The organism is Pedobacter sp. Leaf194 (genome assembly GCF_001423945.1).
GTDB lineage: Bacteria > Bacteroidota > Bacteroidia > Sphingobacteriales > Sphingobacteriaceae > Pedobacter.
Genome location: NZ_LMPU01000003.1, coordinates 16,118 through 42,636, shown reverse-complemented (window position 1 = coordinate 42,636; position 26,519 = coordinate 16,118). Strand labels below are relative to the sequence as shown.

At 38.4% G+C, this 26,519-nt stretch carries 23 protein-coding genes and 1 other RNA gene; 17 read left to right on the top strand and 7 right to left on the bottom strand.

The window, feature by feature from the left end; translation table 11 throughout:
- Position 1 precedes the first annotated feature (1 nt).
- The 7 genes from ASG14_RS07100 to ASG14_RS07075 all read left to right on the top strand — a co-directional run bounded on the left by ASG14_RS07100 (position 2) and on the right by ASG14_RS07075 (position 5,865).
- On the top strand, positions 2-1,039 hold the full coding sequence (locus ASG14_RS07100; RefSeq protein ID WP_235528535.1) for a cytochrome-c peroxidase: 1,038 nt from the start codon (positions 2-4) through the stop codon (positions 1,037-1,039).
- Complete coding sequence (locus ASG14_RS07095) at positions 1,002-1,979, top strand: transporter (protein WP_056870381.1); 978 nt, start codon at positions 1,002-1,004, stop codon at positions 1,977-1,979. The genes ASG14_RS07100 and ASG14_RS07095 overlap by 38 nt, the downstream gene beginning before the upstream one ends.
- Before the next feature lie 11 nt (positions 1,980-1,990).
- Entirely contained in the window at positions 1,991-2,440 is a 450-nt protein-coding gene (locus ASG14_RS07090) for a hypothetical protein (protein WP_056870380.1), read from the top strand.
- Positions 2,441-2,594: 154 nt separating this feature from the next.
- Positions 2,595-3,245 (top strand): SCO family protein, encoded by a 651-nt coding sequence (locus ASG14_RS07085; protein WP_056870379.1) that lies wholly within the window; start codon positions 2,595-2,597, stop codon positions 3,243-3,245.
- A 105-nt stretch (positions 3,246-3,350) separates the two neighbouring features.
- A complete protein-coding gene (locus ASG14_RS07080) occupies positions 3,351-3,773 on the top strand; it encodes a cytochrome c (protein WP_056870378.1) in 423 nt (140 codons plus the stop codon).
- Between the two features lie 56 nt (positions 3,774-3,829).
- Positions 3,830-4,222, top strand: an RNA gene (gene rnpB / locus ASG14_RS07185) — RNase P RNA component class A.
- Positions 4,223-4,461: 239 nt separating this feature from the next.
- Entirely contained in the window at positions 4,462-5,865 is a 1,404-nt protein-coding gene (locus ASG14_RS07075) for a sigma-54 dependent transcriptional regulator (protein WP_056870377.1), read from the top strand.
- 58 nt (positions 5,866-5,923) lie between these two features.
- Here the strand turns inward: ASG14_RS07075 and ASG14_RS07070 are convergent, their stop codons facing one another.
- The 6 genes from ASG14_RS07070 to gatB all read right to left on the bottom strand — a co-directional run bounded on the left by ASG14_RS07070 (position 5,924) and on the right by gatB (position 12,524).
- Positions 5,924-7,714 (bottom strand): chloride channel protein, encoded by a 1,791-nt coding sequence (locus ASG14_RS07070; RefSeq protein ID WP_056870376.1) that lies wholly within the window; start codon positions 7,712-7,714, stop codon positions 5,924-5,926.
- A 39-nt stretch (positions 7,715-7,753) separates the two neighbouring features.
- Entirely contained in the window at positions 7,754-8,476 is a 723-nt protein-coding gene (locus tag ASG14_RS07065; protein WP_056870375.1) for an RluA family pseudouridine synthase, read from the bottom strand.
- Positions 8,477-8,608: 132 nt separating this feature from the next.
- The gene (locus tag ASG14_RS07060) at positions 8,609-9,043 is read right to left on the bottom strand and encodes a phage tail protein (protein ID WP_056870374.1); all 435 of its coding nucleotides are present in this window, start codon (positions 9,041-9,043) and stop codon (positions 8,609-8,611) included.
- 118 nt (positions 9,044-9,161) lie between these two features.
- Positions 9,162-9,851, bottom strand: a complete 690-nt coding sequence (locus ASG14_RS07055) for a response regulator transcription factor (protein WP_056870373.1) — start codon at positions 9,849-9,851, stop codon at positions 9,162-9,164.
- A 103-nt stretch (positions 9,852-9,954) separates the two neighbouring features.
- Positions 9,955-11,067: a TlpA disulfide reductase family protein gene (locus ASG14_RS07050; protein ID WP_056870372.1), complete on the bottom strand. Its 1,113-nt coding sequence runs from the start codon at positions 11,065-11,067 to the stop codon at positions 9,955-9,957.
- Positions 11,067-12,524, bottom strand: coding sequence for an Asp-tRNA(Asn)/Glu-tRNA(Gln) amidotransferase subunit GatB (gene gatB / locus ASG14_RS07045; protein ID WP_056870371.1), 1,458 nt, complete (start codon positions 12,522-12,524; stop codon positions 11,067-11,069). Before gatB ends, ASG14_RS07050 begins: the two co-directional genes overlap by 1 nt.
- 141 nt (positions 12,525-12,665) lie before the next feature.
- Between gatB and ASG14_RS07040 the strand changes: the two genes are divergently transcribed.
- The 3 genes from ASG14_RS07040 (at position 12,666) to ASG14_RS20215 (ending at position 14,495) form a co-directional block, all read left to right on the top strand.
- Complete coding sequence (locus ASG14_RS07040; protein WP_157274859.1) at positions 12,666-13,259, top strand: hypothetical protein; 594 nt, start codon at positions 12,666-12,668, stop codon at positions 13,257-13,259.
- Between the two features lie 106 nt (positions 13,260-13,365).
- Positions 13,366-13,875, top strand: a complete 510-nt coding sequence (locus ASG14_RS07035) for a hypothetical protein (RefSeq protein WP_056870369.1) — start codon at positions 13,366-13,368, stop codon at positions 13,873-13,875.
- 116 nt (positions 13,876-13,991) lie between these two features.
- On the top strand, positions 13,992-14,495 hold the full coding sequence (locus ASG14_RS20215) for a hypothetical protein (RefSeq protein WP_157274858.1): 504 nt from the start codon (positions 13,992-13,994) through the stop codon (positions 14,493-14,495).
- 75 nt (positions 14,496-14,570) lie between these two features.
- On the opposite strand, the gene alaS is transcribed toward ASG14_RS20215, so the two are convergent.
- Entirely contained in the window at positions 14,571-17,183 is a 2,613-nt protein-coding gene (gene alaS, locus ASG14_RS07030) for an alanine--tRNA ligase (RefSeq protein ID WP_056870368.1), read from the bottom strand.
- A 115-nt stretch (positions 17,184-17,298) separates the two neighbouring features.
- On the opposite strand from alaS, the gene ASG14_RS07025 reads away from it, so the two are divergent.
- The 7 genes from ASG14_RS07025 to ASG14_RS06995 all read left to right on the top strand — a co-directional run bounded on the left by ASG14_RS07025 (position 17,299) and on the right by ASG14_RS06995 (position 26,400).
- On the top strand, positions 17,299-17,634 hold the full coding sequence (locus ASG14_RS07025) for a MerR family transcriptional regulator (RefSeq protein ID WP_056870367.1): 336 nt from the start codon (positions 17,299-17,301) through the stop codon (positions 17,632-17,634).
- Between the two features lie 132 nt (positions 17,635-17,766).
- Entirely contained in the window at positions 17,767-18,390 is a 624-nt protein-coding gene (locus tag ASG14_RS07020; RefSeq protein ID WP_056870366.1) for a hypothetical protein, read from the top strand.
- A gap of 165 nt (positions 18,391-18,555) precedes the next feature.
- On the top strand, positions 18,556-20,586 hold the full coding sequence (locus tag ASG14_RS07015; RefSeq protein WP_056870399.1) for a helix-hairpin-helix domain-containing protein: 2,031 nt from the start codon (positions 18,556-18,558) through the stop codon (positions 20,584-20,586).
- Positions 20,587-20,588: 2 nt separating this feature from the next.
- Positions 20,589-22,676: a ComEC/Rec2 family competence protein gene (locus ASG14_RS07010; RefSeq protein WP_056870365.1), complete on the top strand. Its 2,088-nt coding sequence runs from the start codon at positions 20,589-20,591 to the stop codon at positions 22,674-22,676.
- A gap of 1 nt (position 22,677) precedes the next feature.
- The gene (locus tag ASG14_RS07005; protein ID WP_056870364.1) at positions 22,678-23,454 is read left to right on the top strand and encodes an enoyl-CoA hydratase/isomerase family protein; all 777 of its coding nucleotides are present in this window, start codon (positions 22,678-22,680) and stop codon (positions 23,452-23,454) included.
- A gap of 26 nt (positions 23,455-23,480) precedes the next feature.
- A complete protein-coding gene (locus tag ASG14_RS07000) occupies positions 23,481-24,137 on the top strand; it encodes a hypothetical protein (protein ID WP_056870363.1) in 657 nt (218 codons plus the stop codon).
- Between the two features lie 94 nt (positions 24,138-24,231).
- Positions 24,232-26,400, top strand: a complete 2,169-nt coding sequence (locus ASG14_RS06995; RefSeq protein ID WP_056870362.1) for a S9 family peptidase — start codon at positions 24,232-24,234, stop codon at positions 26,398-26,400.
- Positions 26,401-26,519: the final 119 nt, after the last annotated feature.

Below are 26,519 nucleotides of genomic sequence, written 5' to 3'. Positions count from 1 at the left end.
TATGAGCAGGAAATTCACCGTCTTTGCAATGCTTTTTCTGAGCATTGCATTGATGTATGCCTGCAGCAAGGATGGAGACGAAATTGTTCCGGCAGCGGAAAAAATAACATTTTCAGTTCCGTCAAATTTTTCTGCCCCGGCTTACAATTTTGAAAATAACAAACTCACCAACGCAGGTTTTGCGCTTGGGAAGAAATTATTTTACGATGCTAGGCTCGCGGCAGATAAAAGTGTTTCCTGCGGAAGCTGTCATCAACAATTTGCTGCATTTGCAAACCTCGATCATAAAGTAAGTCATGGTGTAAATAATTGCCAGGGAAAACGAAATGCACCGCCGCTTTTTAATTTGGCCTGGCAAAAAGCTTTTTTTTGGGATGGAGGTGTGAAAAATATCGAAACTTCACCACTCAATGCAATTACGGATGCCTGTGAGATGGGAACGGATATCGAAACCATTATTACTCTCCTAAAAAATACGGCTCCTTACCCCGATTTATTTAAACAGGCATTTGGCTCAACAGAAATAAATTCGCAACTGGTTCTTAAATCGATTACACAGTTCACCGCAGTTTTAGTTTCTGCGAATTCGAAATATGATAAAGTGATGCGAAAAGAAGGTGCAGCAACTTTCACGTCTGCTGAGTTAACGGGTTACAATTTATTTAAAGAAAAATGTTCATCGTGTCATGCAGAACCTTTTTTTACTGACTTCTCTTATCGCAGCAACGGCTTAGACTTAGCAAGCGCAGACGAAGGCCGGTCGCACATTACAGGATTGAGCACCGATTTTGGAAAATTTCGTGTCCCAACGTTACGAAATATAGAATTTACCGGTCCATACATGCACGATGGCAGGTTTTACAGCCTTGATGAAGTGATGGAACACTATAACTCCGGCGTTAAACCAGCATCGAATTTGGATGTAAAGCTAAAAGGCGGAATCCAGCTTAGCACAACAGAAAAAGAACAAATTAAGGCTTTTTTAAAAACACTTACAGACAATGATTTTATCAAAAACAAATTATATAGCGAGTCGTAACCTTGTTGCAATCGTATTCATTTTCATGAGCAGCCAGGTTTTTGCTTGCGATATTTGTGGCTGCTTTATGGGCATTACACCCTATTATAATCGCAACAGCATTAGTCTACTATATCGCTACCGGTCATTTAATGGCTACAATGGACAATCACATTCGCTATTTCCTAACGGCGGGAAATTTTTTATTCCGGCAAGAAGCCAGAACTCGCCAATTACCAGTCATGCCGGCAACCCGGACGATTACGAACTCTATCGCTCGATGGAAATTAGAGGTAAATATTTTATTACTAGCCGATTGGAAATAAATGCCATCCTTCCCTATGTGTCAAATAGTGAACGATATAATGGATATACTTCATCCATTTCGGGAATTGGAGATGTAAATGTTTATGCGGGTTATCATCTTGTTCGAAAACTCGAAGATAATTTCAAACAACAATTAATAGCCGGTGCGGGAATTAAGCTCCCGACGGGGAAAAACGATTTCAAAAACAACTCAGGAATCCGGTATTCATCTCTTATGCAGGCCGGAACCGGAAGCACTGATGGTTTCGTTTACCTCAACTACCTGGTTGGACTTGGAAAATTCGGTGCAAGTTTAAATACTTCATATAAGGTAAATGGAACAAATAGTCGAGAAGAGGGAATTGCGAATAGCACAACCAGTTTTTTAAATGTCTTTTATACACAACGTATTGGTAAAGATGTGCAAGTGATGCCCTCTGCCCAGTTTTTTTATGAGTATTCTGGCGGCGAGAAGTACCAGGGTGTTAAAACCGGCGAGCACGTGATGAATAATTTAATGGGTGGCTTAGGTGCAGACATTTTCTACAAAATTGTGGCGTTAAATGCGGGCATCCAAAAAAACATTTGGGAGGGAGAAACTGACCATCCCATGAGCGCCGGAAAGGTCTATGTTGGTGTTACTTACAATTTTTAAAAACGAAAATTATGGAAAAATCGATAATCTCAACCATTTGCCTCATTATTCTTATCTTTTCTGCATGCAAGACAGAACCCGATTCAAGCGCCGTAAAAAAGGAGCTTCTGAATATACATGATAAACTTATGCTTGATGGAGAAAAAGTGGTTAAAAATAGAATGGCGCTGGATTCCCTATTGAAATCTGGCAAAATAAAAGATGCTAAAGATTCAACAGAATTAGCTGATTTGATAACCGGGTTGAATAAAGCTGATGAAAACATGATGGATTGGATGCACTTTTTTAAAGACGATTTTAAGGGGAAGGATGAAAAGGAAGCGCTGACTTATTATAAGTCTGAGATGGTGAAAATTAGAGGAGTTGAAGACAATTACATTAAGGTAACCAGAACATCTGATTCACTTTTGAAAATTTACAACGTTAAACCATTCCAGAAACCGGAGCGTCATAAGCATTAATTTCCTTTTCGCGGGCGGCACAGACAAACGCAGAAATAAAAAATCTGCGTTTGTCTTTTCAAGTCTGCAGAATAACTTAATCAGCGTAACAAAACCACAATTAATTCCCTCCTACAAAACAGAGGTTGTATATTTACCAAGTTAAAAAAATATCATGAACAAAATTATTTCTTTGGTAGCATGTTGTGTGCTATCGGCTGCCATACTTTCTTCTTGCCAACAAGATAAAAAACTTCCTTTTTATGGTGAGCGCCATGCAGAAACGGTTAAAGATGCTGATGGTACCGAAAAAGTTGACACAGTATATCAAACCATTCCCAACTGGTCGTTTCTGAATCAGGATAGTGTAGTAACCACCAATAAAATTACCGACGGCAAAATCTATGTGGCAGATTTTTTCTTCACTTCCTGTACTACAATTTGCCCCACTATGCATCGGAATTTAATGACCATTTATAAGGAATTTAAAAACAACCCGGATGTAATGTTTATATCACATACCATTGATTTTAAGTATGATAAGCCTTCTGCATTAAAAAAATATGCGCAGAAACTGGGGGTAGACGGACCTAAGTGGCAATTTTTATATGGCAGTAAAGACAGCGTTTATACTCTGGCAGAAAAAAGCTACCTAGTTGCCGTGGGTGAAGACAGCACGGCGAAAGATGGCTATATCCACCAAGGCTACCTGGTTTTAGTTGATAAAGACAGGCGAATTCGTGGCGCATATGATGGAACAAAGGAAGACCAGGTTGAGCAGTTGAAGAAAGATATTCCGGTTTTGTTGGCGGAGTATAAAAAATAGAACGTTTCTTCTTTCTTGAAAGCAAAGCGGCTAGCAAATTAATTTAAAAACGTACTGGTTACAATTTAGTTCGTTTGAAATTACGGATACTTTAATTAAACAATTATGCGCAAATACATTATATCTTGTGTTTTTCTTCTTTCCGTTATTTCTATAATTGTTTCCTGCCAAAACCAGGAAACAATTGATTTGCAGAACTACATGTCGAACGGCAAAGACATTTACAAAGCAAAATGCCAAAATTGCCATGGCCAAAACGGTGAAGGTTTAGGCCAGCTTGCGCCTCCTTTAACTGATTCGGTTTTTTTAAAAACGAACAAAAATCGGTTAGCCTGCATAATTAAAAACGGTGCAAATGAAACATTGGTTATCCACGGAAAAACTTATAAAGAGAAAATGCCCGCTTTTCCGGAGCTGGCCGACATTGATGTAGCACAGGTGATGGTCTTTATCACAAACTCGTTTGGGAATAAGCAGGGTTTTGTATTATACACTAAGGTTGCTTCGCAGCTGCAAAACTGCAAATAGGATAAAAAATTTATATTTTGAGGTAGTTGTGCATAAAAACAAGCATCTTTGCAAAAAATGCAGGTTGTTCTATCGCTGTTTCAAGTAAAATTGAGAGAGAGGAAAGTCCGGGCAACGCAGGGCATCCCGCTTTCTAACGGAAAGGAATGCAGGAATGAAAACCTGTATTACGGATTAGTGCAACAGAAAATATACCACCCGGCGCAAGTTGGGAAAGGGTGAAAACGTGCGGTAAGAGCGCACGAGCATTGCAGGCGACTGTAGTGTTTGTAAACCCCGGGAGTTGAAAGACCAAATAGGCTAACGTCCTGATTTTATTAGGATAAGGGCTGCCCGTCCGATGTTAGTGGGTAGGTCGTTAGAGGTAAACGGCAACGTTTACAGTGGATTAATGATAGAAAGCCTGAGTAATCAGGCGACAGAACCCGGCTTATAGACCTGCATTTTTTTTCTTTTCAAAACACGTTGTTTCTAAACCAGATGAAAATGGCAGCCCCCGATTTTTTCTATCGGGGCTACAATGAACAGCAGGGCTATCTTAGCCGATGAAATCCAGACTCCAGTTTTTCAATTAAAACTTAAAGCTTGGCTCGAAATACTAATTTTAGCCACAAATGGTTGTATAAAAAACTATACATTAACTAAAAAATAATATATTCGCATTTCAATTAGAATAAACAACTACCAAATGGCCAAACTGTTAATTATTGATGATGAGCGGGCGATAAGAAGCACCTTACGCGAAATCCTGGAATACGAAAATTACGACGTTGAAGATATTGACAATGGTATCGATGGCCTCGAAATGATTAAAAAAGGCAATTTCGACCTTGTACTTTGCGACATTAAAATGAATAAGATGGATGGTATGGAAGTGCTGGAGCAAGCACAGCTTATCAAGCCTGATTTACCATTTATTATGATTTCTGGCCACGGAACCGTTGAAACCGCTATCGAAGCGAGTAAAAAAGGGGCTTTCGACTTTATCTCAAAACCACCAGATTTAAACCGGCTGTTAATTACAGTTCGCAATGGTTTAGACCGCGGGAACTTAGTAACTGAAACAAAAGTATTAAAGCGTAAAGCAAGCAAAACACGCGAAATTTTAGGCGAATCTGAGAGTATTTCAAAGATTAAGGAAACTATAGAACGTGTGGCACCTACTGAGGCACGAGTTTTAATAACCGGCGCAAATGGTAGCGGAAAAGAACTCGTTGCACGCTGGTTGCACGAAAAATCAAATCGTGCCGATAGCCCTTTAATTGAAGTAAATTGTGCTGCAATTCCATCAGAATTGATTGAAAGTGAGTTGTTTGGTCATGAAAAAGGATCATTTACTTCGGCTGTTAAACAACGTATTGGCAAATTCGAACTTGCTAACGGTGGAACTTTGTTTTTGGATGAAATTGGCGACATGAGCCTTTCTGCCCAGGCAAAAGTTTTGCGTGCGCTACAGGAGCATAAAATCTCTCGTGTAGGGGGCGAAAAGGAAATAGACGTAAATGTTCGTGTTCTTGCTGCAACAAATAAAGATTTGCTTAAGGAAATTGAAGATGGTAATTTCCGTATGGATTTATATCACCGGCTAAATGTAATTAATATTCATGTTCCTCACTTAACGGAGCGTACAGATGATATCCCGGTTATTGCACAGAACTTTTTGGAAAGTATTTGCAATGACTACGGCATGCCGGTAAAGAAAATAAATGATAATGCTATGGCGGCGCTGCAAGCGCTACCATGGACCGGTAACGTTCGTGAATTACACAACATGATTGAGCGTTTGATTATTTTGAGTGATAAAGTTATTACAGAAAACGATGTTCGTGCATTTGCAAATCCGGGCGGTGGTACCAATATTGGAGCTGCCACAAGCACACAAATTGCGGGTTCAGGTGGAGTTTCGGGGATGGCTTCATCCTTTGATAGTTTTAGCAATTTCCAGGATTACAAAGACCATGCGGAGAAAGAATTTATTAAATTTAAACTTGAAAAAAATAACTGGAACGTTTCAAAAACTGCTGATGAAATTGACATTCAAAGAAGTCACTTATACAGCAAAATTGAAAAATTCGGTTTAAAAAGAGAGTAAGTTGAATTTACAACAGGTTGTAAGTTTTAAGTTTTAGGGCTTAGAACTTACAACTTAATTAACCCATGTAATCATTCTGCCTCATTAGCAAGGCCCTGTATTTGTTAAATATGGCTGTTTTCGAAACAAAACCTTTGTATTGATTTTCGCTGTTGATAACTGGTAGTATCCACGCATTTTCCTGCTCCATTTTTTCGAGCACTAATTTCAAGTTATCGTTTTCGTTGATGGTGTTCGATGCTTGCTGAACCAAATGTGATGCAGTTAAAGAATCCTTTTTTTCGTTCTTCATCATCTCGTTAAATACTTCTTCAACGTAAATTACGCCTTTGAAATCCCCTAATTCATCGATAACAGCACAGATATTTTTATGAGATTGAACGATATCGTTCATCCTTAATGAAACTAAATCATCCATAAAAAGCGTTGGATAGTTCTTTTCAATGAGGTATTTTAATTTCATCTGACTCAACACTGTTGTGTCTTTATCTTCATGCGAAAGCAACTCGCCTTTATCTGCAAGTGCTTTTGTATAAATAGAATGCTTCTGAGAACTTCTGTTAACCGCATAAGAAATTGCAGTTGTAATCATTAAAGGAACCATTAAAATATAGCCTCCTGTAATTTCCGCAATCAGGAAAATGCCCGTTAATGGGGCATGCATAATAGCGCCGAGTGCAGCGGCCATGCCGGCTACGATAAAATTGGAAACATTTAATTGTGCGATTCCTGTTAAATTAACCACGTATGCGAAAATAAAACCAATTAACCCGCCCATAATTAAGCTGGGCGCAAAAGTTCCACCATTTCCACCAGCACCTAAAGTTACCAGTGTGGCAATCGATTTCATGAAAATAGTAACAACTGTAAAAAGGATTACAAGTGCAGGAAATGTGTTATACTCAGAAAAAATGCTGTTGTTAATTAGTGCGAGGTAATCTCCCCGCAACAAACTCTTAATGGTTATGTAACCTTCGCCATATAAGGTCGGGAAAAGGAAAACCAGGGCACCCAACATTAAACCGCCAATAACGACCCTACTATAAGGATGTTTTATTTTATAAAAGAATCCTTTTACCGCGTAGTTGGCCTTAGTGAAATAGATAGAAAATAATCCAATCAGTACCGCCAAAATTACGTAGTAGAAAAGCGCATCTACCCTCCAACCTTCTGTAACCAAAAAAAACAATTGTTGGGTATAAAACAGCCGGGCAACTACAGCGGCTGTTGCCGCTGAAAGCAACAGCGGAATAAACGCGGGTATAGTAAATTCGGGAAGCAATATTTCAATGGCGAACACAATGCCGGCAACCGGGCTGTTAAAAGCACCTGCTATTCCTGCAGCTGCCCCACAAGCAACCAGCATTGTTATCTCCCGGTACGATAAACCTAAAACTCTTCCAAGGTTTGAGCCAATAGCAGAACCGCTTGTTACAATTGGCGCCTCTAATCCTGTAGAACCGCCAAACCCCACTGTAATTGCGGCAGAGATAATTTGCGAATAAATATTATGTGTTTCTACCCTACTCGATTTTTTGGAAATAGAATACAACAATGGGGTTAAACCAGTCTCGAACTTGCTCCTTCTGATGAAGTATTTAATATATAAAACTGTGAGGAAAATACCAATCATTGGAAAAATGAAATACAAGTAGTATTTATATTTCCAGTGCCAGTCAGACTGCAAAAATTCTTCGATATGATGGGTTAAACTTTTTAAAACTGCGGCAGCCAAACCAGCAAGAATACCAACAATAACAGCAAGGATGATTAAAAAATTACGGTTTGATAGCTTTGATTTTCTGTACTGGTTAATTTTATCAAGGTAATTTACAAATCGGATATACATACTATCGGGATTTTTAAGCCGGGTTTAGGGTTTGCAGATTTAGGCGTCGAACTTCTCTAAGAGCTTAATTAGTGTTGCAAAATCTTTCGGATATGGCGCCTCTATAATAATTTCCTTATCATCTAAGCCTTTAAAAATTAAGTGCCTGGCATGTAGCGCAAACCGTTTCATAATCGGCTGCTCCTCTTCTCCCTTCGTTAATTTATAACCTCTTTTAATAGATGAAAGAAATACCGGCTTTCCTTTGTACATATCGTCGCCCACAATAGCAGCCCTTTGTGTAGCCAGGTGAATGCGAATCTGGTGCATTCGGCCCGTGATGGGTTTGCACTCAACCAGCGTGTAGTGTTTATAATATTTAAGCGAGTCGAAAATGGTTTCGGCCCTTTTACCTTCAGCCCTATCGATGGTTACACTTTTATTTCCGTCATTTAAAATTGGTAAATCAACCAACAACTTGTCGAAAATAACGTGGCCATCAACTACGGCATGGTAGGTTTTATCAACCTTTCGGCGTTCAAACTGCATAGACGCATGCCTGTAACCCTCGGGGTTTTTAGCGATAATTAGTGCCCCTGATGTTTCCTTATCTAAACGGTGACAAACCTGTGCATCATCGCTATATTGTTTAGCCAACCGTAAAACGTTGGTTTCGCCAGAACCACCCCGCTCATCAAGTGAGGCAAGAAACGGAGGTTTGTTGATTACAATGAAATCGTTGTCTTCGAAAAGAATGAGGTCTTTAAAATTTGGGTACTTCAAACTGTGGTGTAATTAATGAAGCGCAAAAATACGGATTTATTTTTTTACGACTAAGCCTGGAAAGGTTTTATTTAAGTAAAGTTGTATGCAACATCACTGATTTTTAATTTCGACTTGCCAAGCTAAAATCAATTATTTTAAAGAGCTAACTGATAAACCCTCGTGTGTTAGCTCAAGCATTTCGAGCGCAACTTCACTATCATCTGAAATTAAAATTGGACCGATGTATTTGATTGGAAAAGCACTTTTCACTTTCCAGGTAAAAATCGGTACATGAGCTTCATCCAGAAGATTAACTGTAATATCCCTTCGCTCAATATTGCCGTTCGATTTTGTATTAATCCAATTAAAGAAATCGTTGTCGCCTTTTACTATACCGCGTTTTAAAATTATGTTTGAAAACTTACGTATTCCCGGAACTTTTCGGCCACTATCTATTGCACTGGAGCCATCTCGAACAGAAACAACTTCGATTTCGATGTTCAAACCAGATACTTCCGCGAAACCAATTCTCGTTCCGCCCCAATCAACAGAAAAGTGATAACGATTAAGAGCACTTTGCGCCATATATTTTATTTTTTAAGGGATTGAATAACAATATAATAACTAAAATTTAAAGCAACAAAAAAACCGCATACTTTCTGATTAATCAGGAAGTGTGCGGTTCGAAAAGTATTGTTTTTTGCTATGAAAGTTCGAACTTGTAACCAACACCTTTTACCGTGGATACATAAGTTTCGCCTAGCTTTTCTCGCAGTTTACGAATGTGAACATCTATTGTACGGTTGGTAACCACAACTGAATCTTCCCAGATATTTTTAAGGATAGATTCGCGGGTATAAACTTTTCCTGGTTTTGAAGCCAAAAGGTAAAGCAACTCAAATTCTTTCTTTGCTAAAACGACCTTATTACCACCTTGAAAAACTAAATATGCTTCACGGTCAATCACTAAATCGCCAATTTCTAATTTATTTTCAGAAACTTCCTCGGTACCGCTATTTCTGCGCAATATCGCATTGATGCGGCTAACCAAGGCCCGAGGCTTAATCGGTTTTGCGATATAATCATCAGCGCCAACATTGAAACCAGCAATTTCTGAATACTCCTCGCTCCTTGCAGTTAAGAAAACCATAAAGGTATTTTTAAACTCAGGAATGGCTCTCATCAGTCGGCAAGCCTCGATTCCATCCATTTTAGGCATCATAATATCCAAAATAATTAAATCCGGATGAACTTTCTTGGCTACAGTTATACCCTCCTGCCCATTTGATGCTGTAAATACCTGATAACCTTCCTTCTTTAAGTTGTATTCAATTAATTCCAGAATGTCTGGTTCATCATCAACAATTAATATTTTCTGACCTGCGTTGTTCATAGTTAAATATTTGTTACGAAAGTAGTGTCTCTGATGTAATTTTCAGTTAAGGCTAAGTTAATAAATTGTTAACGACTTAAATTAGTTTAACATTGAGTTTCTTTTATCGTAACGTTTTCGCTAAAAATGCATCTAGCTCGTCACCACGAAGGTTTTTCGCTGCAATTTTTCCCGCTGGGTCAATTAAGTAAGAAGTTGGAATGGCTTGCACCTGATATTTTTTTACCGTTTCGCCGTTGAAATCTTTTAATTCAGAAACATGAGTCCACGTTAAGCCGTCTGCCTTAACAGCACCTAACCACGCAGCTTTATCCGTATCAAGTGAAATCCCCAGAACATCGAAATTATTATTCTTGTACTTGTTGTACATTTTAACAACATTCGGATTTTCCTGTCTGCAAGGCTGGCACCACGAAGCCCAAAAATCAACTAATACATATTTTCCTTTGTAATCCGACAAGCTCACAGCTTTTCCATCAGCCGTATTCGCAGTAAAAGCTGGAGCAACCTGGCCAATCTGAACTGTCTTCAATAAAGCCATCTGCTTAACAAATGTGTCAACCGTTGCATTTCCCTTGATTTCGTCTTTCACCTCATCGGCAAATTTCACCAGTTCTGCCTCAAACTCTTGCGGACTCAAAGTATTCATGGCATAAAAACTAGCCAGTGTACCTTTATTATCTGCAGCAAATTTTAAAATTTGACTATTGAGCTGTTTAATGTAAGATTCATATTGTGGCTTCATCTCCTCTAAAATGGCTGCCCTGTTTTGAGGCTGCGATGCCACCTTCGATTCAAAATTTGCCTGAAGCTTTTCAACCTGTTTTGCAAAATTATTTCTAATCGCGTTCAATTCCGAAAGCTTTTCAACTTCGTTGGCGCCAGAAATTTTGTAAGCCATGGTTTTATCGGCTAAATCGGCTTCTAACTTAATTTCATCGCCATTTTTTGCAATCAGCATAAATTCGTGGTTTCCTACCGAAACCCTAAAGAAATCTACCGACGGCGTTTTACGGATAAACTTAAACTCACCTTTTTCTGATAAGTTTGTAGAGTCGATAGCAACCATCTGGCTGCTTTGCATTCCGTAAAGAAAAACCTTTTTCTCCGCACCGGGATTTTGGAAAGTTCCATCAATGGTAAAGCTATCTTTAGGTTTGCATGCGGTAAAAGCAATCGCGATTAACACGATAAGGCTTAAGTTTTTTAATCTCATTATTTTAATTTTTCAAGTATCAATTCATTTATTTTCTTTGCATCTGCTTTGCCTTTTGCCAGTTTCATTACCTCGCCAACAAATAAGCCCAAAACACCTTTTTTACCTTTCTTATACGCTTCAACCTGTTGTGAATATTTTTGCAACGCCTCATCAATATAGCCATCTAAATCATCACTATTTGTTGATATTAACAAGTTTAATGACTCTGCCAGCTTTACAACATCTTCAGTGTCATGGTTTTCAATAGCAGGTAATAACTGCTGAATGGCAATTTGTTGTGTAAGTTTCTTCTCATCAACAAGGTTTAAGGCCTCGGCTAACTGTTCAGGTTTTACCCCGAAGTTGGCTATGGAAATTCCTCGCTCGCTTAAAATGGCTCTTACTGGTCCAACCAGCCAGTTTATCAGGCTTTTTTTGTTTTTAACATTTGGTAAAGCCCTGTTAAAATAGGCGAGTAAACTTAAATCTTCTGCAAATAAAGCTGCATCAGCTTTGCTAATGCCAAAGTCCGCAACCATTTGCCTCCAAATTTCGTTGGGCAAGGCTGGCATTAACGACTTAATTTCAGCGAGCCAGGCATCAGAAATTGAAACAGGCGGCAAATCTGGGTCGGCGAAGTAACGGTAATCATTTGCTTCCTCTTTGGTACGCATTGGAGACGTTGTACCTTTGTCGGCATCAAAATTCAACGTGCTTTGAATAATTTTTCCTCCGGCTGATACCACTTCCACCTGCCGACTGAACTCGAAATCCATTGCCCGGCGAACATTGCGCATGGAATTCAGGTTTTTAACCTCGCAACGTGTTCCAAAATCTGTAGCGTTTTTTGGGCGTATAGAAATGTTTGCATCACAACGTAAGCTACCCTCCTCCATATTACCATCGCTAACATTTAAATGCCGAACCAGTTTTCTGATTTCAGTTAGCAATGCCGACGCTTCTTCCGCACTTCGAATATCCGGCTCAGTAACAATTTCAATTAACGGTACGCCTGCACGATTTAAATCAACAAGAGAGTAATTTTCATCCTGATCATGAATGCTTTTACCAGCATCTTCTTCCAGGTGAATTCTATTAATCCCGATTTTCTTTGTGGAGCCGTCAGCCAGTTCTACTTCCAGAAAACCGTTTATGCAAATAGGTTGACTATCTTGTGTTATTTGATATCCCTTTGGTAAATCTGCATAGAAATAGTTCTTTCTGTCGAAATGATTGATTTGGTTTATCGTACAATTCAAAGCCAGTCCAATGCGAACTGCTTTTGCCACTACCTCTTTATTTAATTTTGGCAATGAACCTGGTAAAGCTAAAGAAACGGTTGATATATTTTGATTTGGCAAAGCTCCGAAAGATGCGCTATCAGCAGAAAATATTTTAGTGTTGGTATTGAGCTGAACGTGTATTTCCAGTCCTGAAACGAGTTCGTAATTGTTTTCGGATGTACCTAAACTCATATAAAATGATGCCTTTGAATGTAATGTGATGGCAAATATAGTTAAAGAATGTTAAAACAGATTGCGGGAACTAAACTACTGTGTAATGGCTTTGTCTATTTCCATAATTAACACACGAAAGAAACCTTAATTTCAAAGATTATGAAAAAGCTAGTATTATTTGCTGCAGTTCTGATGGTTTCATTATTCAGCATAAAAAAGGCACAAGCACAAGTTAGGTTAAATATAAACATCGGTGCTCAGCCCGCCTGGGGCCCAACCGGGTATGACCACGTAGATTATTATTACCTCCCGGATATCGACTCATACTACTATGTTCCAACCGGCCAATATATTTATTCGAATGGCGGGCGTTGGATATCGTCGAGTAGTTTGCCTTCGCAGTTTAGGAACTTCGATTTGTACAGGGCATACAAAGCTGTGGTAAATGAGCCAAAACCATATTTAAGAAATAATGTGTATGCTGCGAAATACAGAAATTTTAAAAATTATAATGGTCGCCAAACCGTTATCAGAGATAGCCGGGACACAAAATATAACGTAGTTAAAGGGCATCCAAGTTATATCGTAAACAAATCGATTATCGTAAATAAAAACAGACCGGCTCGAAGTGAAAAAACTGTTTTAAGACTTGATAGAAACGAGAGCTCGGCACGAGTTAATGGCGATAGATACCATGATAAAAGTAGCCGTTTGGAAAGAAACGATGGCGAACGAGGTGCTAATCGTCACTAGCCACAGTTGTAACTGTAAAAAGGGAGTTCCTGTTGGAGCTCCTTTTTTATTTTCTTTTCTGGCACGTGATTTGGAATGTAAAGTTAATCATACAAATTAATCCAATATGAAAAAGTTATTATTAGTTGCGGCAGTAACGATTAGTTCGTTACTAAGCATGCCTGCAAAGGCTCAGTTAAATGTTAATGTTAACATTGGCTCACAACCCTTATGGGGACCAACCGGCTACGACCATGTAGATTACTATTATCTGCCTGATGTTGAAAGTTACTATTATGTTCCAAAGAAGCAATTCGTTTATTTAAATGGCAATGACTGGGTTTTCGGAAATAGCCTGCCTTCAAGATATGGAAACTATGATCTATATAACGGATACAAGGTTGTCATCAATTCTCCTAAACCATACTTAAATTTCAAAAACGATAAGGTTAAATACGGAAAGTTTAAAGGTAATAAAGGGCAGATGGTAATTAGAGATAGCGACGATAGCCGATATTATGTTGTTAAAGGCCATCCGCACGGAATGCCGCCGGGCCAGGCTAAAAAAATATATGGCAAACAAAATAATGGAAAAGGCCACGGAAATGGCAAAGGACATGGCAAGGGAAAGCATTAGTATTTCAAAATCTTATTAGGAGTTTCAGCAGAAACTCCTTTTTTTATATCTGTGTTACAATAGAAATTTTGGCACAGCGTTTGAATTTATAATTGTACACACAAATAGAAACAATTATGAAAAAGTTATTAATCATCTCCGCGATTTTAGGTATCGTGGCTTTCACATCTAATCAATCTAGCGCACAGGTAAGTTTAAATGTTAATATTGGAACACAACCCGCCTGGGTTCCTGTAGGTTATCAAAACGTAAACTATTATTATTTACCCGAAGTTCAGTCTTATTATTACGTTCCGCAAAGGCAATTTGTTTATTTAAATGGGAACCGGTGGACGAGGTCGAGGTATTTGCCAGCTCGGTATAGAGGATATAACTTAAACCGCGGAAGAAAAGTGGTGGTATATGGTAGCAGTCCGTACCGCAGTTACAACACCCACCGGGTTAGGTATGCAAATCATTCAAATTATTATCGTTCCTCATACGGTGGTCGTGGGCCGGTAAGATATAACTCACCAAGAAATAGCTATAGACCACAGCATTTCGATTACAGACGTCACGACCAGCGGGTAAATTCCAGTTTATTTTCCCGAGGACACAGAGAAAAACACGGACGACACTAAAATAAAAAAGAGGCTTAAAAGCCTCTTTTTTATTTTTGAATTAGTTCAACTAAATCTCAGTCAGATAATAATTTATCAGCCAATAAAGCTTTCCGCTTTATCTAAAACTGCATTTAATCCGGCAGCATTTTTTCCGCCAGCAGTTGCGTAAAATGGTTGTCCACCGCCACCGCCTTGAATTCCTTTCCCTAATTCGCGAACGATATTTGATGCATTCATTCCTTTTTTCACTAAATCGTCTGAAAGAATAACCGTTATGCCGGGTTTGCCATCAATTTCAGTAGTGAAAACCAGGAACAAATTATCAATCATATCTTTTAAAGAGAAAGCCAGATTCTTAATGGCATCAGCACTTTGTAAATCGATATGTTTTGCGATTAAGTTTACGCCGTTTATTCCACGAACGTGATGCACAATTTCATGCTTTAAGATATTTACACGTTCCAGAGTAGATTTTTCAATTTCCTTTTTAAGCTTTGCATTTTCATCAAGCAAAGCTTGCACAGATGCCGACAAATCCTTCGAGCCGTTTAACAAAGCTTTTAAGTGACCAAGCTCTTTACGTTGCTCCAGAAAATATTGTTCTGCTTTATCTGCTGTTATAGCCTCAATTCTTCGAACGCCTGCAGCAACCGCACTCTCAGAAATTATTTTAAAAGAACCGATTTGCCCCGTCGCTTTTACATGTGTGCCACCACAAAGTTCTTTTGAGAAATGATCATCAAAAGTAATCATACGTACATAATCACCATATTTCTCACCGAATAAAGCAGTAACGCCACTTTCAATAGCATCCTGGTAAGGAACGTTTCGCTGTTCTTTCAGCTTAATGTTCTGCCTTATTTTCTGATTCACGATCACCTCTATCTGTGCCAGTTCTTCTTCGCTGACTTTGGCAAAGTGAGAGAAATCGAAACGCAAATAATCGGAATTTACAAGGGAGCCCTTTTGATTAACATGTTTACCTAAAACTTGCTTTAAAGCCGCGTGTAATAAATGGGTTGCTGAGTGATTGTCTTCCGTTAATACACGCTTATCCTCATCAACTACCGCCCAAAATTTTCCTTCCAGATTATCAGGCAAGATGTCTGCAAAATGAACCGTTAAGCCATTTTCCTTCTTAGTATCTGTTATATCAATCCAGAATTGGCGGCTGTGATCTTCCAGGCGACCAGTATCTCCAACCTGACCACCACTTTCGGCATAAAAAGGTGTTTGACGCAAAACGATCTGATATTGTTCTTTTCCTTTTGCCTTAACCTTACGATACTTTAAAATTTCCGTTTCGATTTCTAAATCATCGTAGCCAACAAATTCGCTTTGTTCATCGGCATTCACCGTAACCCAATCACCAGTATCTATTGCGGTAGCAGCCCGGCTATCATCTTTCTGTTTCTTAAGTGCTTGCTCGTAGCCAGTTAAATCGACACTCCAACCCTTCTCTCTCGCCATTAACTCCGTTAAATCAATCGGAAAACCGAATGTATCAGATAATTCAAAGGCAAAGCTTCCTTCAACGATTCCATTTTGAGCCTGGTATTTTTCAAAACGCTGTATTCCTGTAGATAAAGTTCGTAAAAATGAAACCTCTTCTTCCAAAACAACTTTTTGCACAAAATCCTGCTGAGAAATTAGTTCATCGAAAACACCTTTAAATTGCTCAGCCAATAAAGGAACTAATTGATTTAAAAATGGCTCTTTGAAATTTAAGAAGGTATATGCGTAACGTACCGCACGACGTAAAATTCTGCGAATAACGTAACCCGCTTTATTATTCGATGGCAGTTGTCCATCGGCGATTACAAATGAAATTGCACGAATATGGTCGGCCATAACACGCATTGCAATATCGGTCTTCTCATCAATACCATATTTGATTCCGGATTTCTCAGCAATAAACTGAATCATTGGCTGGAAAACATCGGTATCGTAGTTAGAAGTTTTTTCTTGTAAAACACGAACCAGGCGTTCAAATCCCATACCTGTATCCACGTGTTTTGCAGGCAATGTCTGTAGCGAACCATCCTTTAAACGGTTAAACTGCATGAAAACATTGTTCCATATCTCAATAACCTGCGGATGATCCGCATTTACAAGTGTAGCGCCGTCCACCAATGCTTTCTCGTCATCGGTACGACAATCTACGTGAATTTCAGAACAGGGTCCGCATGGGCCAGTATCCCCCATCTCCCAAAAGTTATCTTTCTTGTTGCCAGGCAAAATATGACTTTCATCAACATATTGTTTCCAAAGATCATAAGCTTCCTGGTCTTTTTCTAAACCTTCTTTCTCATCACCCTCAAAATAAGTTACATATAATTTTTCCTTCGGAATTTTGTAAACCTCTGTCAATAATTCCCAGCTCCATGCAATAGCGTCTTTTTTAAAATAATCGCCAAAACTCCAGTTGCCTAACATTTCGAACATGGTATGATGATAGGTATCAATACCTACTTCCTCTAAATCATTATGCTTTCCCGATACACGCAAGCAGCGTTGCGTATCGGCAACTCTCGAATATTTAATGGCCGCCTCGCCCAAGAACAAATCTTTAAATTGATTCATTCCGGCATTTGTAAACATCAAAGTTGGGTCGTTTTTAACCACAATTGGTGCCGATGCAACAATATGATGCTGTTTCTGTTCGAAAAAATTAAGGAATGCTTGTCTTATTTCTTTAGCTGTCATTATTTTAATATTGGAGGAACAAAATTAAAACTTTATTGCGTTAATAAGGAAAAATCGAGCTACATTTGAGTACTTTAATTAGCCGTTGTAAAACCTTAATAATCAAGCACAAGTTATGCCGTATAAAGAAAGAGACATCAATAAAATGTATTATACCATGGGCGAAGTGACTGAAATGTTTAATGTTAACGCATCACAAATACGTTTTTACGAGAAGGAATTTGATATACTCCAGCCAAAGAAAAACAAAAAAGGCAACCGGTTATTTACGCCGGAAGACATCGAAAACCTAAAAATTATTTTTAACCTGGTAGATGAAAAAGGCTTTACATTAAAGGGTGCGAAAGAATACCTGAAGAATAACAAATCAGATGTTAAAGAGAACCAAAAAATTATCGATTCTTTAGAGAAGCTAAAAGGCTTTCTGGTAAACCTGGCTCAGGAATTATAAATGTTATCCAACCACCTTTCATTAGGTTTTCCTAATTAATTCCAATTTGCTGCTTAGTAATCAAATGTTTTGCTTATTTTAGAATAACCAACAACAATCACCCCTATTTATTTACTGGTTTAACGCCTGCTAATGAAAATATGGACTGTATTTTTAATCTCCCTCACGCCTTCTTATCTATTTGCTCAGAACAATTTGGGCCCGAGGTTAACCGCCCTGGGAAACAATGGTGCAGCTGTTACCGATATCTGGTCACTCCAGGCTAATCCGGCAGGCGTTATTTCGCTAACAAAAGCGACTGTTTCGTTGAATTATACCAAACATCTTTTCAGCGATGAAATTAGCACGCAAGCATTGGTTGCCGTACTCCCATTCAAAAATAACTACGTCGGTGCAAGTTTTCAGCAGTATGGCTTTGCCGAATACAGCGAAAGTAAAGTCGGCTTCGCATATTCAAAAACCTTTGGTAAAAAGCTGTCGTTTGGCTTAAATGGAAACTATCATCAACTAAAAATTACTAATTACGGAAGTTCTACAGGATTCTCCGTAGACGTTGGTGCGCTTTACAGGTTAAATAAAAATTTTACTTTCGGTGGATTTATAAGCAATCCTACAAAGCAAAAATTCAACAGTAGTGAGATAAGCGCTCAAATCTCAACATCCTTTAATGTTGGCGTCAGTTATTATCCGTCTGACAAGGTTTTGATTGCAACAGCAGTTAGTAAGGTGCTAAACAATCCGTTAATGTTAGCTTAGGCCTCGACTACAGGATTGTAAATTTACTGAGTTTACGTGGTGGTTTAAGCACTTCAACATTTAAACAATACGCAGGTTTTGGATTGGTTTTCAGGAATTTTATCCTTGACATGGCAACTACCTATGATGCTAACCTTGGCTATGCGCCGCAAATTGCACTCGGTTATGCGTTTTAAGCTAATTACACTGGTATTGGTGGTGATGGGTTTTACCGCCGGTGCACAAATTACAGAGCAGGAGACAGATGTGAAGGATATTTTAGAAAGCGTAGCTGAAAATCTGCCAGACGATTATGACATGACAGAATTAATCGACGTTCTTACTCGTTACCATAAACGTCCCATCAACTTGAATAAAACTACTCCGGAGGAATTGAAGACACTGGTGTTTTTGTCTCCTCTACAAATCAGCAACTTTTTCGCTTACATTAAGGAAAACGGCAACCTCGTGGATGCGCTCGAATTGCAAAGCATCGATGGATTTGATGTTAAAACAGTTCAGAGTTTACTTCCGTTTGTAACCCTAAACACGGCTACGGAATATGAGAAACTGAGCTTAAAAAATATTCTTAATAACGGTGAAAATGATTTGGTGATGCGTTTTGTCAGAACTTTGCAAACGCAGAATGGTTTTAACGATTTGCCGGGTAATCGCTACCTGGGTTCGCCGGAGCGGTTTCAAGCACGTTACCGATACCACTATAGTACGATTGTTTCTGCCGCAATCACTTTAGATAAAGATGCTGGCGAAAAATTTATTGGCAAACCTTTCGATTTCTATTCAGCGAATGTTGCTCTTTTCAAATTAGGGCGTATCAAGAAACTAATTTTCGGCGATTACACCTTACAATTTGGGCAGGGTTTAACTATGTGGTCTGGCTTTGCGTTCGGCAAAGGTCCGGATGTTACCAGCGTAGCGAAGAAAGATTTAGGTCTGCGTCCATACACCTCGGCAAACGAATATTCCTTTTTAAGAGGCCTTGCTGCAACTGTCAACATCTCAAAAGATATCGACCTCACTCCTTTTGCGTCATTCAGAAATCTTGATGCGAGTCAGGAACTGTCCGTTGATGGCAATCTGGTTCAGGCAACGATAAATCAGAGTGGATACCACAGAACTCCAACTGAAATTAAAAACAAAAATTCTTTAAGTCAGCATGTCTTTGGAACAGCGATTCAATACAGTAAAAATGAACTCACGATAGGCGCCATCGCCTATCAAAGCAAATATGGCAATCAAATTATAACCCAAAAAGCCGTGTACGATAAGTTTAGTTATACAGGAAATTCACTAACAAATATCGGCGCCTATTACAATTACACTTATAAAAACATTTACTTTTTTGGCGAGGTTGGGAAAAGTTCAAATAGTGGGCTGGCTTACGTAAGTGGTGCTTTGGTTAGTCTTTCGCCAATCGTTTCGGCGGCTGTAACTTATCGCAGTTACGATAAAAATTACCACAATTTTTTTAACCAGGCTTTAGCCGAGGCAAGTGATGCCGTAAATGAAAAGGGTCTATATGGCGGTTTAAATATTACGCCAAACAAGAAATGGTCGTTTGCATTTTATGGCGACTATTTTCAGTTTCCCTGGCTAAAGTATCGGGTCGATGCACCATCAAAAGGATATGAAATATTGAGCCAGGCGATCTATTCACCAAGCAAAACGCTTAAGTTTTTAGCCCGGTTTAAAACTGAGAACAAGCAGCAAAATACAGATTTAGCTGTTCCAATAAATTATCTTGATGATGTAAGGAAAGGAAGTTATCGATTTGATGTAAGCTGGCAAGTCAACAAAAAATGGAGTTTTCAAAATCGTGCAGAAATTTCTCAATACAAAAAAGGAACTGCTGTACGCGAATTCGGTTACCTGATTTATCAGGATGTAATATATGCTCCAACATTTTCCAAAATTTCCGGCAATGTTCGAGTGGCATATTTTGACACACCTAGCTATAACAGCCGAATCTACGCTGATGAAGATGATGTTTTATATAGTTTCGCTTTCGGGATGTACAGCGGAAAAGGCGTGAGAACTTACCTTAATCTAAAATACAACCTATCGAAAAAGCTTAATATCTGGGCTAGGTATGCGATGTTCGTTTATAAAGATGTGGAAAGCGTTGGGTCATATTTAGATGAGATACAAGGAAATAAAAAGTCAGAAGTCAAGATTCAGTTAAGGTATCAATTTTAGAAATGTTTAAAGCAGAATACATTTTTGTAAGAATCCTCTTTCCACTATTAATTGGAATTGCACTGTCGTATTTTTATCCGGTTTTAAAAATCCTCAGCGCTTTAGAACTCGTTGCATTGTTGCTTTTTCTCATAATATCATTACTCAATTTTACTTACGGCAAGTTTAGTTTTTACAAGTTTAAGGGGATTGTAGGAATTGTTATTTACCTGTTCTTCATTGTTTTAGGGGGATTATTATGCCTGCTAAACAACGAGACGCTCAAACGAAATTATTTTGGAAAGAAAAGTTACCCCTATCTAAAAATTTGGGTCAATGATGAGCCCGAGCAAACAAACGATATCTTAAGGTTTAAGGCAAGGGTTCTTTCTGGCTATGAAGCTACACGGCAGGTTAAACTGAGCGGACAGCTGCTCGTAGCGCTAAAGCTAGATAGTATCAATCCTATTCACCTAGTTTACGGAGATGAATTAATTGTATCAGCAAAATATTTAGAAGTTGAGCCAGCCTACAATCCCGCTGAATTCAATTTTAAAAAATGGCTTGCTGGTCAGAATATTTACCAGCAGACATTTGTTAATCAAAAACATTTACTTAGAACCAGCAGAAATATAGGCAACCCGATAATAAAATTCGCGTTGAATTTAAGAGAACAACAAATTGCGAAATACCGCAAATTGATAAAAGATGACGAGGCGTTCGCGGTGGCGTCGACACTAATTTTGGGCTACCGGGCAGATTTAAGTAAAGAAACATTAGCGGCATATTCTAAAACAGGAACGATACATGCACTTTCTGTTTCTGGCAGCCATGTTGCAATAATCTTCTTTGTACTCGATTTTTGCCTGGGCTTTTTAAACAGAAAAAGATATTTTTTGCTTCTGAAGTTTCTGATTATTTGCAGTTTAATCTGGACTTATGCGCTAATAACTGGCCTCTCCCCCTCAGTAGTTAGGGCCGCCATTATGATTACTATTTTTATTTCGGCGAAAACATTTGCTAAAAACAAAAACAGTTACAACATATTAGCTTTTGCGGCATTTTGCCAACTCATTTATAATCCGTTTTTAATTTGGGATGTCGGTTTTCAGCTTTCGTATATTTCCGTTTTTGGATTGATTTATCTGCAACCGAAAATATATAAATGGATTTATATTAAAAACAAGTGGCTTAATAAAGTTTGGGAACTGGTAGCGCTCTCTACCGCTGCTCAATTGGTCACCTTTCCACTTTGTATATATTATTTCCATCAATTTCCGGTTTATTTTCTTTTCGGAAATCTATTTATTGCTATACCGCTGCTTTTAATTATGATTTTAGGAATCGCTGTACTTATCCCAATTGTCGACAAAATTTCGCCCGTTTTCGAGTGGATTATTGTGAATACAAATAGTGTATTAAAGTGGATTGCCGATTTACCTTTTTCAACATTTTCATCTGTGTGGATTAATACGCCCGAATTAATTTTGCTTAGCCTTGCTTTGGCACTTTTAATATATTCCCTGGTAAAGTTTTCCAAGAGATTTCTTAGTGCATCAGTTCTCGTTTATGGCGTGTATGTTTCAATGGTTGCATACGATGATTGGCAGGCCACCAAGCAAAATAAAATTATCTTTTTTACGCTGCGGAAAAACTATGGACCTGCGTTTATAACAGGTAGAAGTGCTGTTCTGGTTACTGATTTGAAGGTAGACGACCGGAATTACCAATTCTTTATGGCACCTGCTCTCGAGCAATCGCGGGTGAATAAAATTGATGTAATAAGCTTAAAGCAAGACACGATCACATCACACTTTATCAAAAAAGACAATCAAATCGTTTTTAAAACTTACAACATATTAATCATTGATGAACAGTTAAATCATAAAAAGCTTAACGCAAAAGGCAAATTCTCAAGCGTTTGGTTAACCGCTAACAACTATTTTAGAATTGAGCGTCTCCCTCAAGAACTCCAATATAAAAATATGATTGTTGATGCCACAAACAGAGATTACAAAATACAGGCACTTAAAACTTTTGCGATGAAAAATGGAATTGAGCCACACGTTTTAAAGAAAAATCCTGCATATTTGATTTACCTAACCCAATAATATGGAAAACCTGGTATTGTACAGCGTAGAAAAACGAATTGCAACCATAACCATCAACAGACCTGAAAAACGGAATGCCCTAAATCCACCATTAATTTCCGAATTAACTGAAAAATTTATTCGTGCATCTGAAGATGATGATGTAAAAGTTGTTGTGTTAAATGCAAACGGCGCTAGCTTTAGCGCAGGCGCTGATTTAGAATATTTGCAGCAGTTGCAGCAAAATTCATTCGAAGAAAATGTAGCCGATTCGAACAATTTAAAACGGCTGTTCACAACCATCTATTACTTGCCAAAAGTTGTAATTGCTCAAGTTGAGGGACATGCAATTGCCGGCGGCTGCGGTTTGGCAACCATATGTGATATTGTGTTTGCTACCCCCGAAAGTAATTTCGGTTACACCGAAGTTAAAATTGGTTTTGTGCCGGCAATAGTTTCTTGTTTTTTAAAACAGAAAGTTAGCGAGACCGTGGCAAAAGAATTATTGTTAACAGGAAAAACCTTTCCTGCAGTTAAAGCCCTGGAATACAAACTGATAAATTTTGTAACAAATTCATCCGAAATTAATCAAACTGTTAAAGAATTTGCACTAAGTTTGTGTAACGAGAGTTCTGGAAATTCATTGATGATTACAAAACAATTAACTACGCAAACTACGAACCCCCTGCTCGAAAAAAGTTTAGAAATCGCGGTACAGATAAATGCACGTGTACGCGAAAGCGATGACTTTAAAAGGGGAATAGCTTCATTTTTAAAGAAAGAAAAAATTAACTGGTAACTAACACATTAACTAAAAATAAGAACATGTTCAAATCAATCAAAACAAGCGTTGTCGCTTTGATCCTGGTAAGCACGGCTATCATTGCCCATGCGCAAAAAAAGATAAATGAAGGTACACTGGTTTATGGAATGAAATACAAAATTGACGCTCCGGGTGCTCCGGCAGAACAAAAGGTGAAATTTAATGGCGACATATCAAAATTAGAGCTCGACCTTGGTCCTGCATCAGTTGGCATTTTTATGGATAATAAATCAGGAAATGGTTTGTTATTGGTTGATATTCCGGTTGCTCAAAAACAGTTGGCTTCTAAAATGACAAAAGCAGATATGGAGGAGCAAAACGCTGCAAGACCAAAGTATTCTGATTTTAAAGCTACAGGCGAAAAGAAAATTGTTGGCGGTTATAACGCGGAGAAATATACTTTTAAAGATGACAAAGGTGGTACCGGAGAGCTTTGGGCAACAACTGATGTAGACGTTCCAGTAAACATTGCAACAGCAGATTTTAAAGAAGTTAAAGGCTTTATCGTATTAGTAGAAACTTCTGCTGCAACAGTTACCTTAAAATCTGTAACTGAAGGTAAAGTTGGAGAACTTTCTGTAACCAAAATTCCTGCTGGCTATGATGAAATTACCTATGCTGAAATGAAAGCATTACAACAGCAAGGCGGTGGCGAATAAGTAACCATTTTCTGATAAATTAAGGCTTTTTAACTGCCGGCTTTTTATTTAAATTAGCCCGAAAGTTAAAAAGCTTTTTTTATGACCTAACCATATGATTAAACACTTACTTTTAAAGGTATCAATTACCTGCCTGTTTTTACTTGCGATAATTAATTTAAAAGCTCAAACCATAAACTGGGCTAAAGATGGCAATTCTTATTATCAGATTGCTGGCGGAGAAATCGTTTCTGTTATGCTTCCTAAAAATGATAGGAAAACAATTATTTCTAGGTCTCTGCTCACTCCGGCTGGCAAAAATGCACCTATTGCAGTTAGAAGCTTCCAGCTTTCTGCAGATGGAACCAAAGCATTAATTTACACAAATAGCAAAAAAGTTTGGCGTTATGATACACGCGGAGATTATTGGCTTGCCGATTTAACATCCAATAAAATTACACAGATTGGTAAAGATAAACCTGCATCATCATTAATGTTTGCAAAACTATCTCCGGATGGCAATAAAGTAGCTTATGTAAGTAAGCACAATTTATATGTGGAAAATGTAGATGGCACAAATGCTAAAGCGCTAACCACAGATGGCACCGATAGAATGATTAACGGAACCTTCGATTGGGTTTACGAAGAAGAATTCGATTGCCGAGATGGTTTCAGATGGAGTCCAGACGGGAAATCTATCGCCTACTGGCAAATTGATGCGACCAAAATCAAAAATTTCCTGATGATTAACAATACCGATTCAATTTACCCATATACTATTCCGGTAGAATATCCGAAGGTAGGAGAAAATCCATCGGCGTGTAAAGTTGGGATAGTTGATATTGAAACTGCAAAAACAAACTGGCTGAATGTTCCCGGCGATAATATACAACATTATATTCCTCGCATGCAATGGGTTCCTGCCAGCAACGAAATTATTTTACAGCAGCTTAATCGCGAACAAAATGAGAGTATTGTTTTCATTTGCAATGCCGCTACAGGTACCGCTAAAGCAATTTACTCAGAAAAAGCAAAGTCGTGGATTGATGCCCAGGACGAGTGGAAATGGTTAAACGAGAATAAAGAATTTACAATACTATCCGATAAAGATGGATGGGCACACTTGTATAGAATTAGTCGCGATGGCAAAAAAGAAACGCTGATAACAAAGGGTAATTATGATGTGGTTGATGTAAAACTGATTGACGATAAAAGCAACTATGTTTATTTTATGGCCTCGCCAACCAATGCTACGCAAAAATACCTGTATAAAACTAAGTTAGATGGTAAGGGTAAGTTAGAACAAGTTACGCCGTCTGTTTTACCGGGAACACATAGTTATGATATCTCGCCCAATGCCGCGTTTGCCCGTCATAGCTACAATAGTTCAGTAGTAAGGCCAGTTACCGAATGGATGAATTTTTCAACCGGCAACCCTTTCACGATGGACGGTAGCGTTACCACGCAATTATCAAAACAAGAAGCGCCAAAAAACAAAGTTGAGTTTTTCAAGGTAACTACCGAAGATGGAATTGAAATGGATGGCTGGATGAAAAAACCAGATAACTTTAATCCAGATAAAAAATATCCGGTTGTATTTTATGTTTACGGTGAACCCGCCTCAGCAACAGCTGCTGATACTTATGGTGCCGGTAGAAATTTTCTCTATGCTGGTGATATGGCCAAAGATGGCTACATCTATATCTCGATGGATAATCGTGGTGCGCCAGTACCGAAAGGAACGGCCTGGAGAAAAGGCATTTATAAAAATATCGGTGTAATTAACATTCGGGATCAGGCTATGGCCGCTAAAAAATTGCTTGCTACAAACCCATTTATGGATAAAGACCGTGTAGCCGTTTGGGGCTGGAGTGGTGGTGGTTCGTCTACGCTGAATTTAATGTTTCAATATCCTGAAATTTACAAAACCGGCATTGCAATAGCAGCAGTGGGCAATCAGCTAACCTACGATAATATTTACCAGGAGCGTTATATGGGCACTCCTTTCCCAAGTAAAGAGGCTTACATTAAAGGCTCTCCTATTACGTATGCTAAAAACCTGAAAGGCAATTTACTTTACATTCACGGTACAGGCGATGATAATGTCCACTATCAAAATGCCGAAATGTTAATTAACGAATTGATTAAAAACAAAAAGGTGTTTCAACTGATGAGCTATCCAAATCGCACCCATAGCATTTCTGAGGGCGAAGGAACGAGCGAGCACTTATCTTTAACTTATACTAAATTTTTGAAAGATAACTGTCCGCCGGGAGCGAGATAGATTTATATTTTGAAAAGCAATTTCAGCGGGGAATCGGTTTCGATAGCCCCGCTTTTCATTTCAATCTTTTAAAAAAGTATTTCGATTTCAATCGGGTTTACTGTGCAGTTGTGCTACAG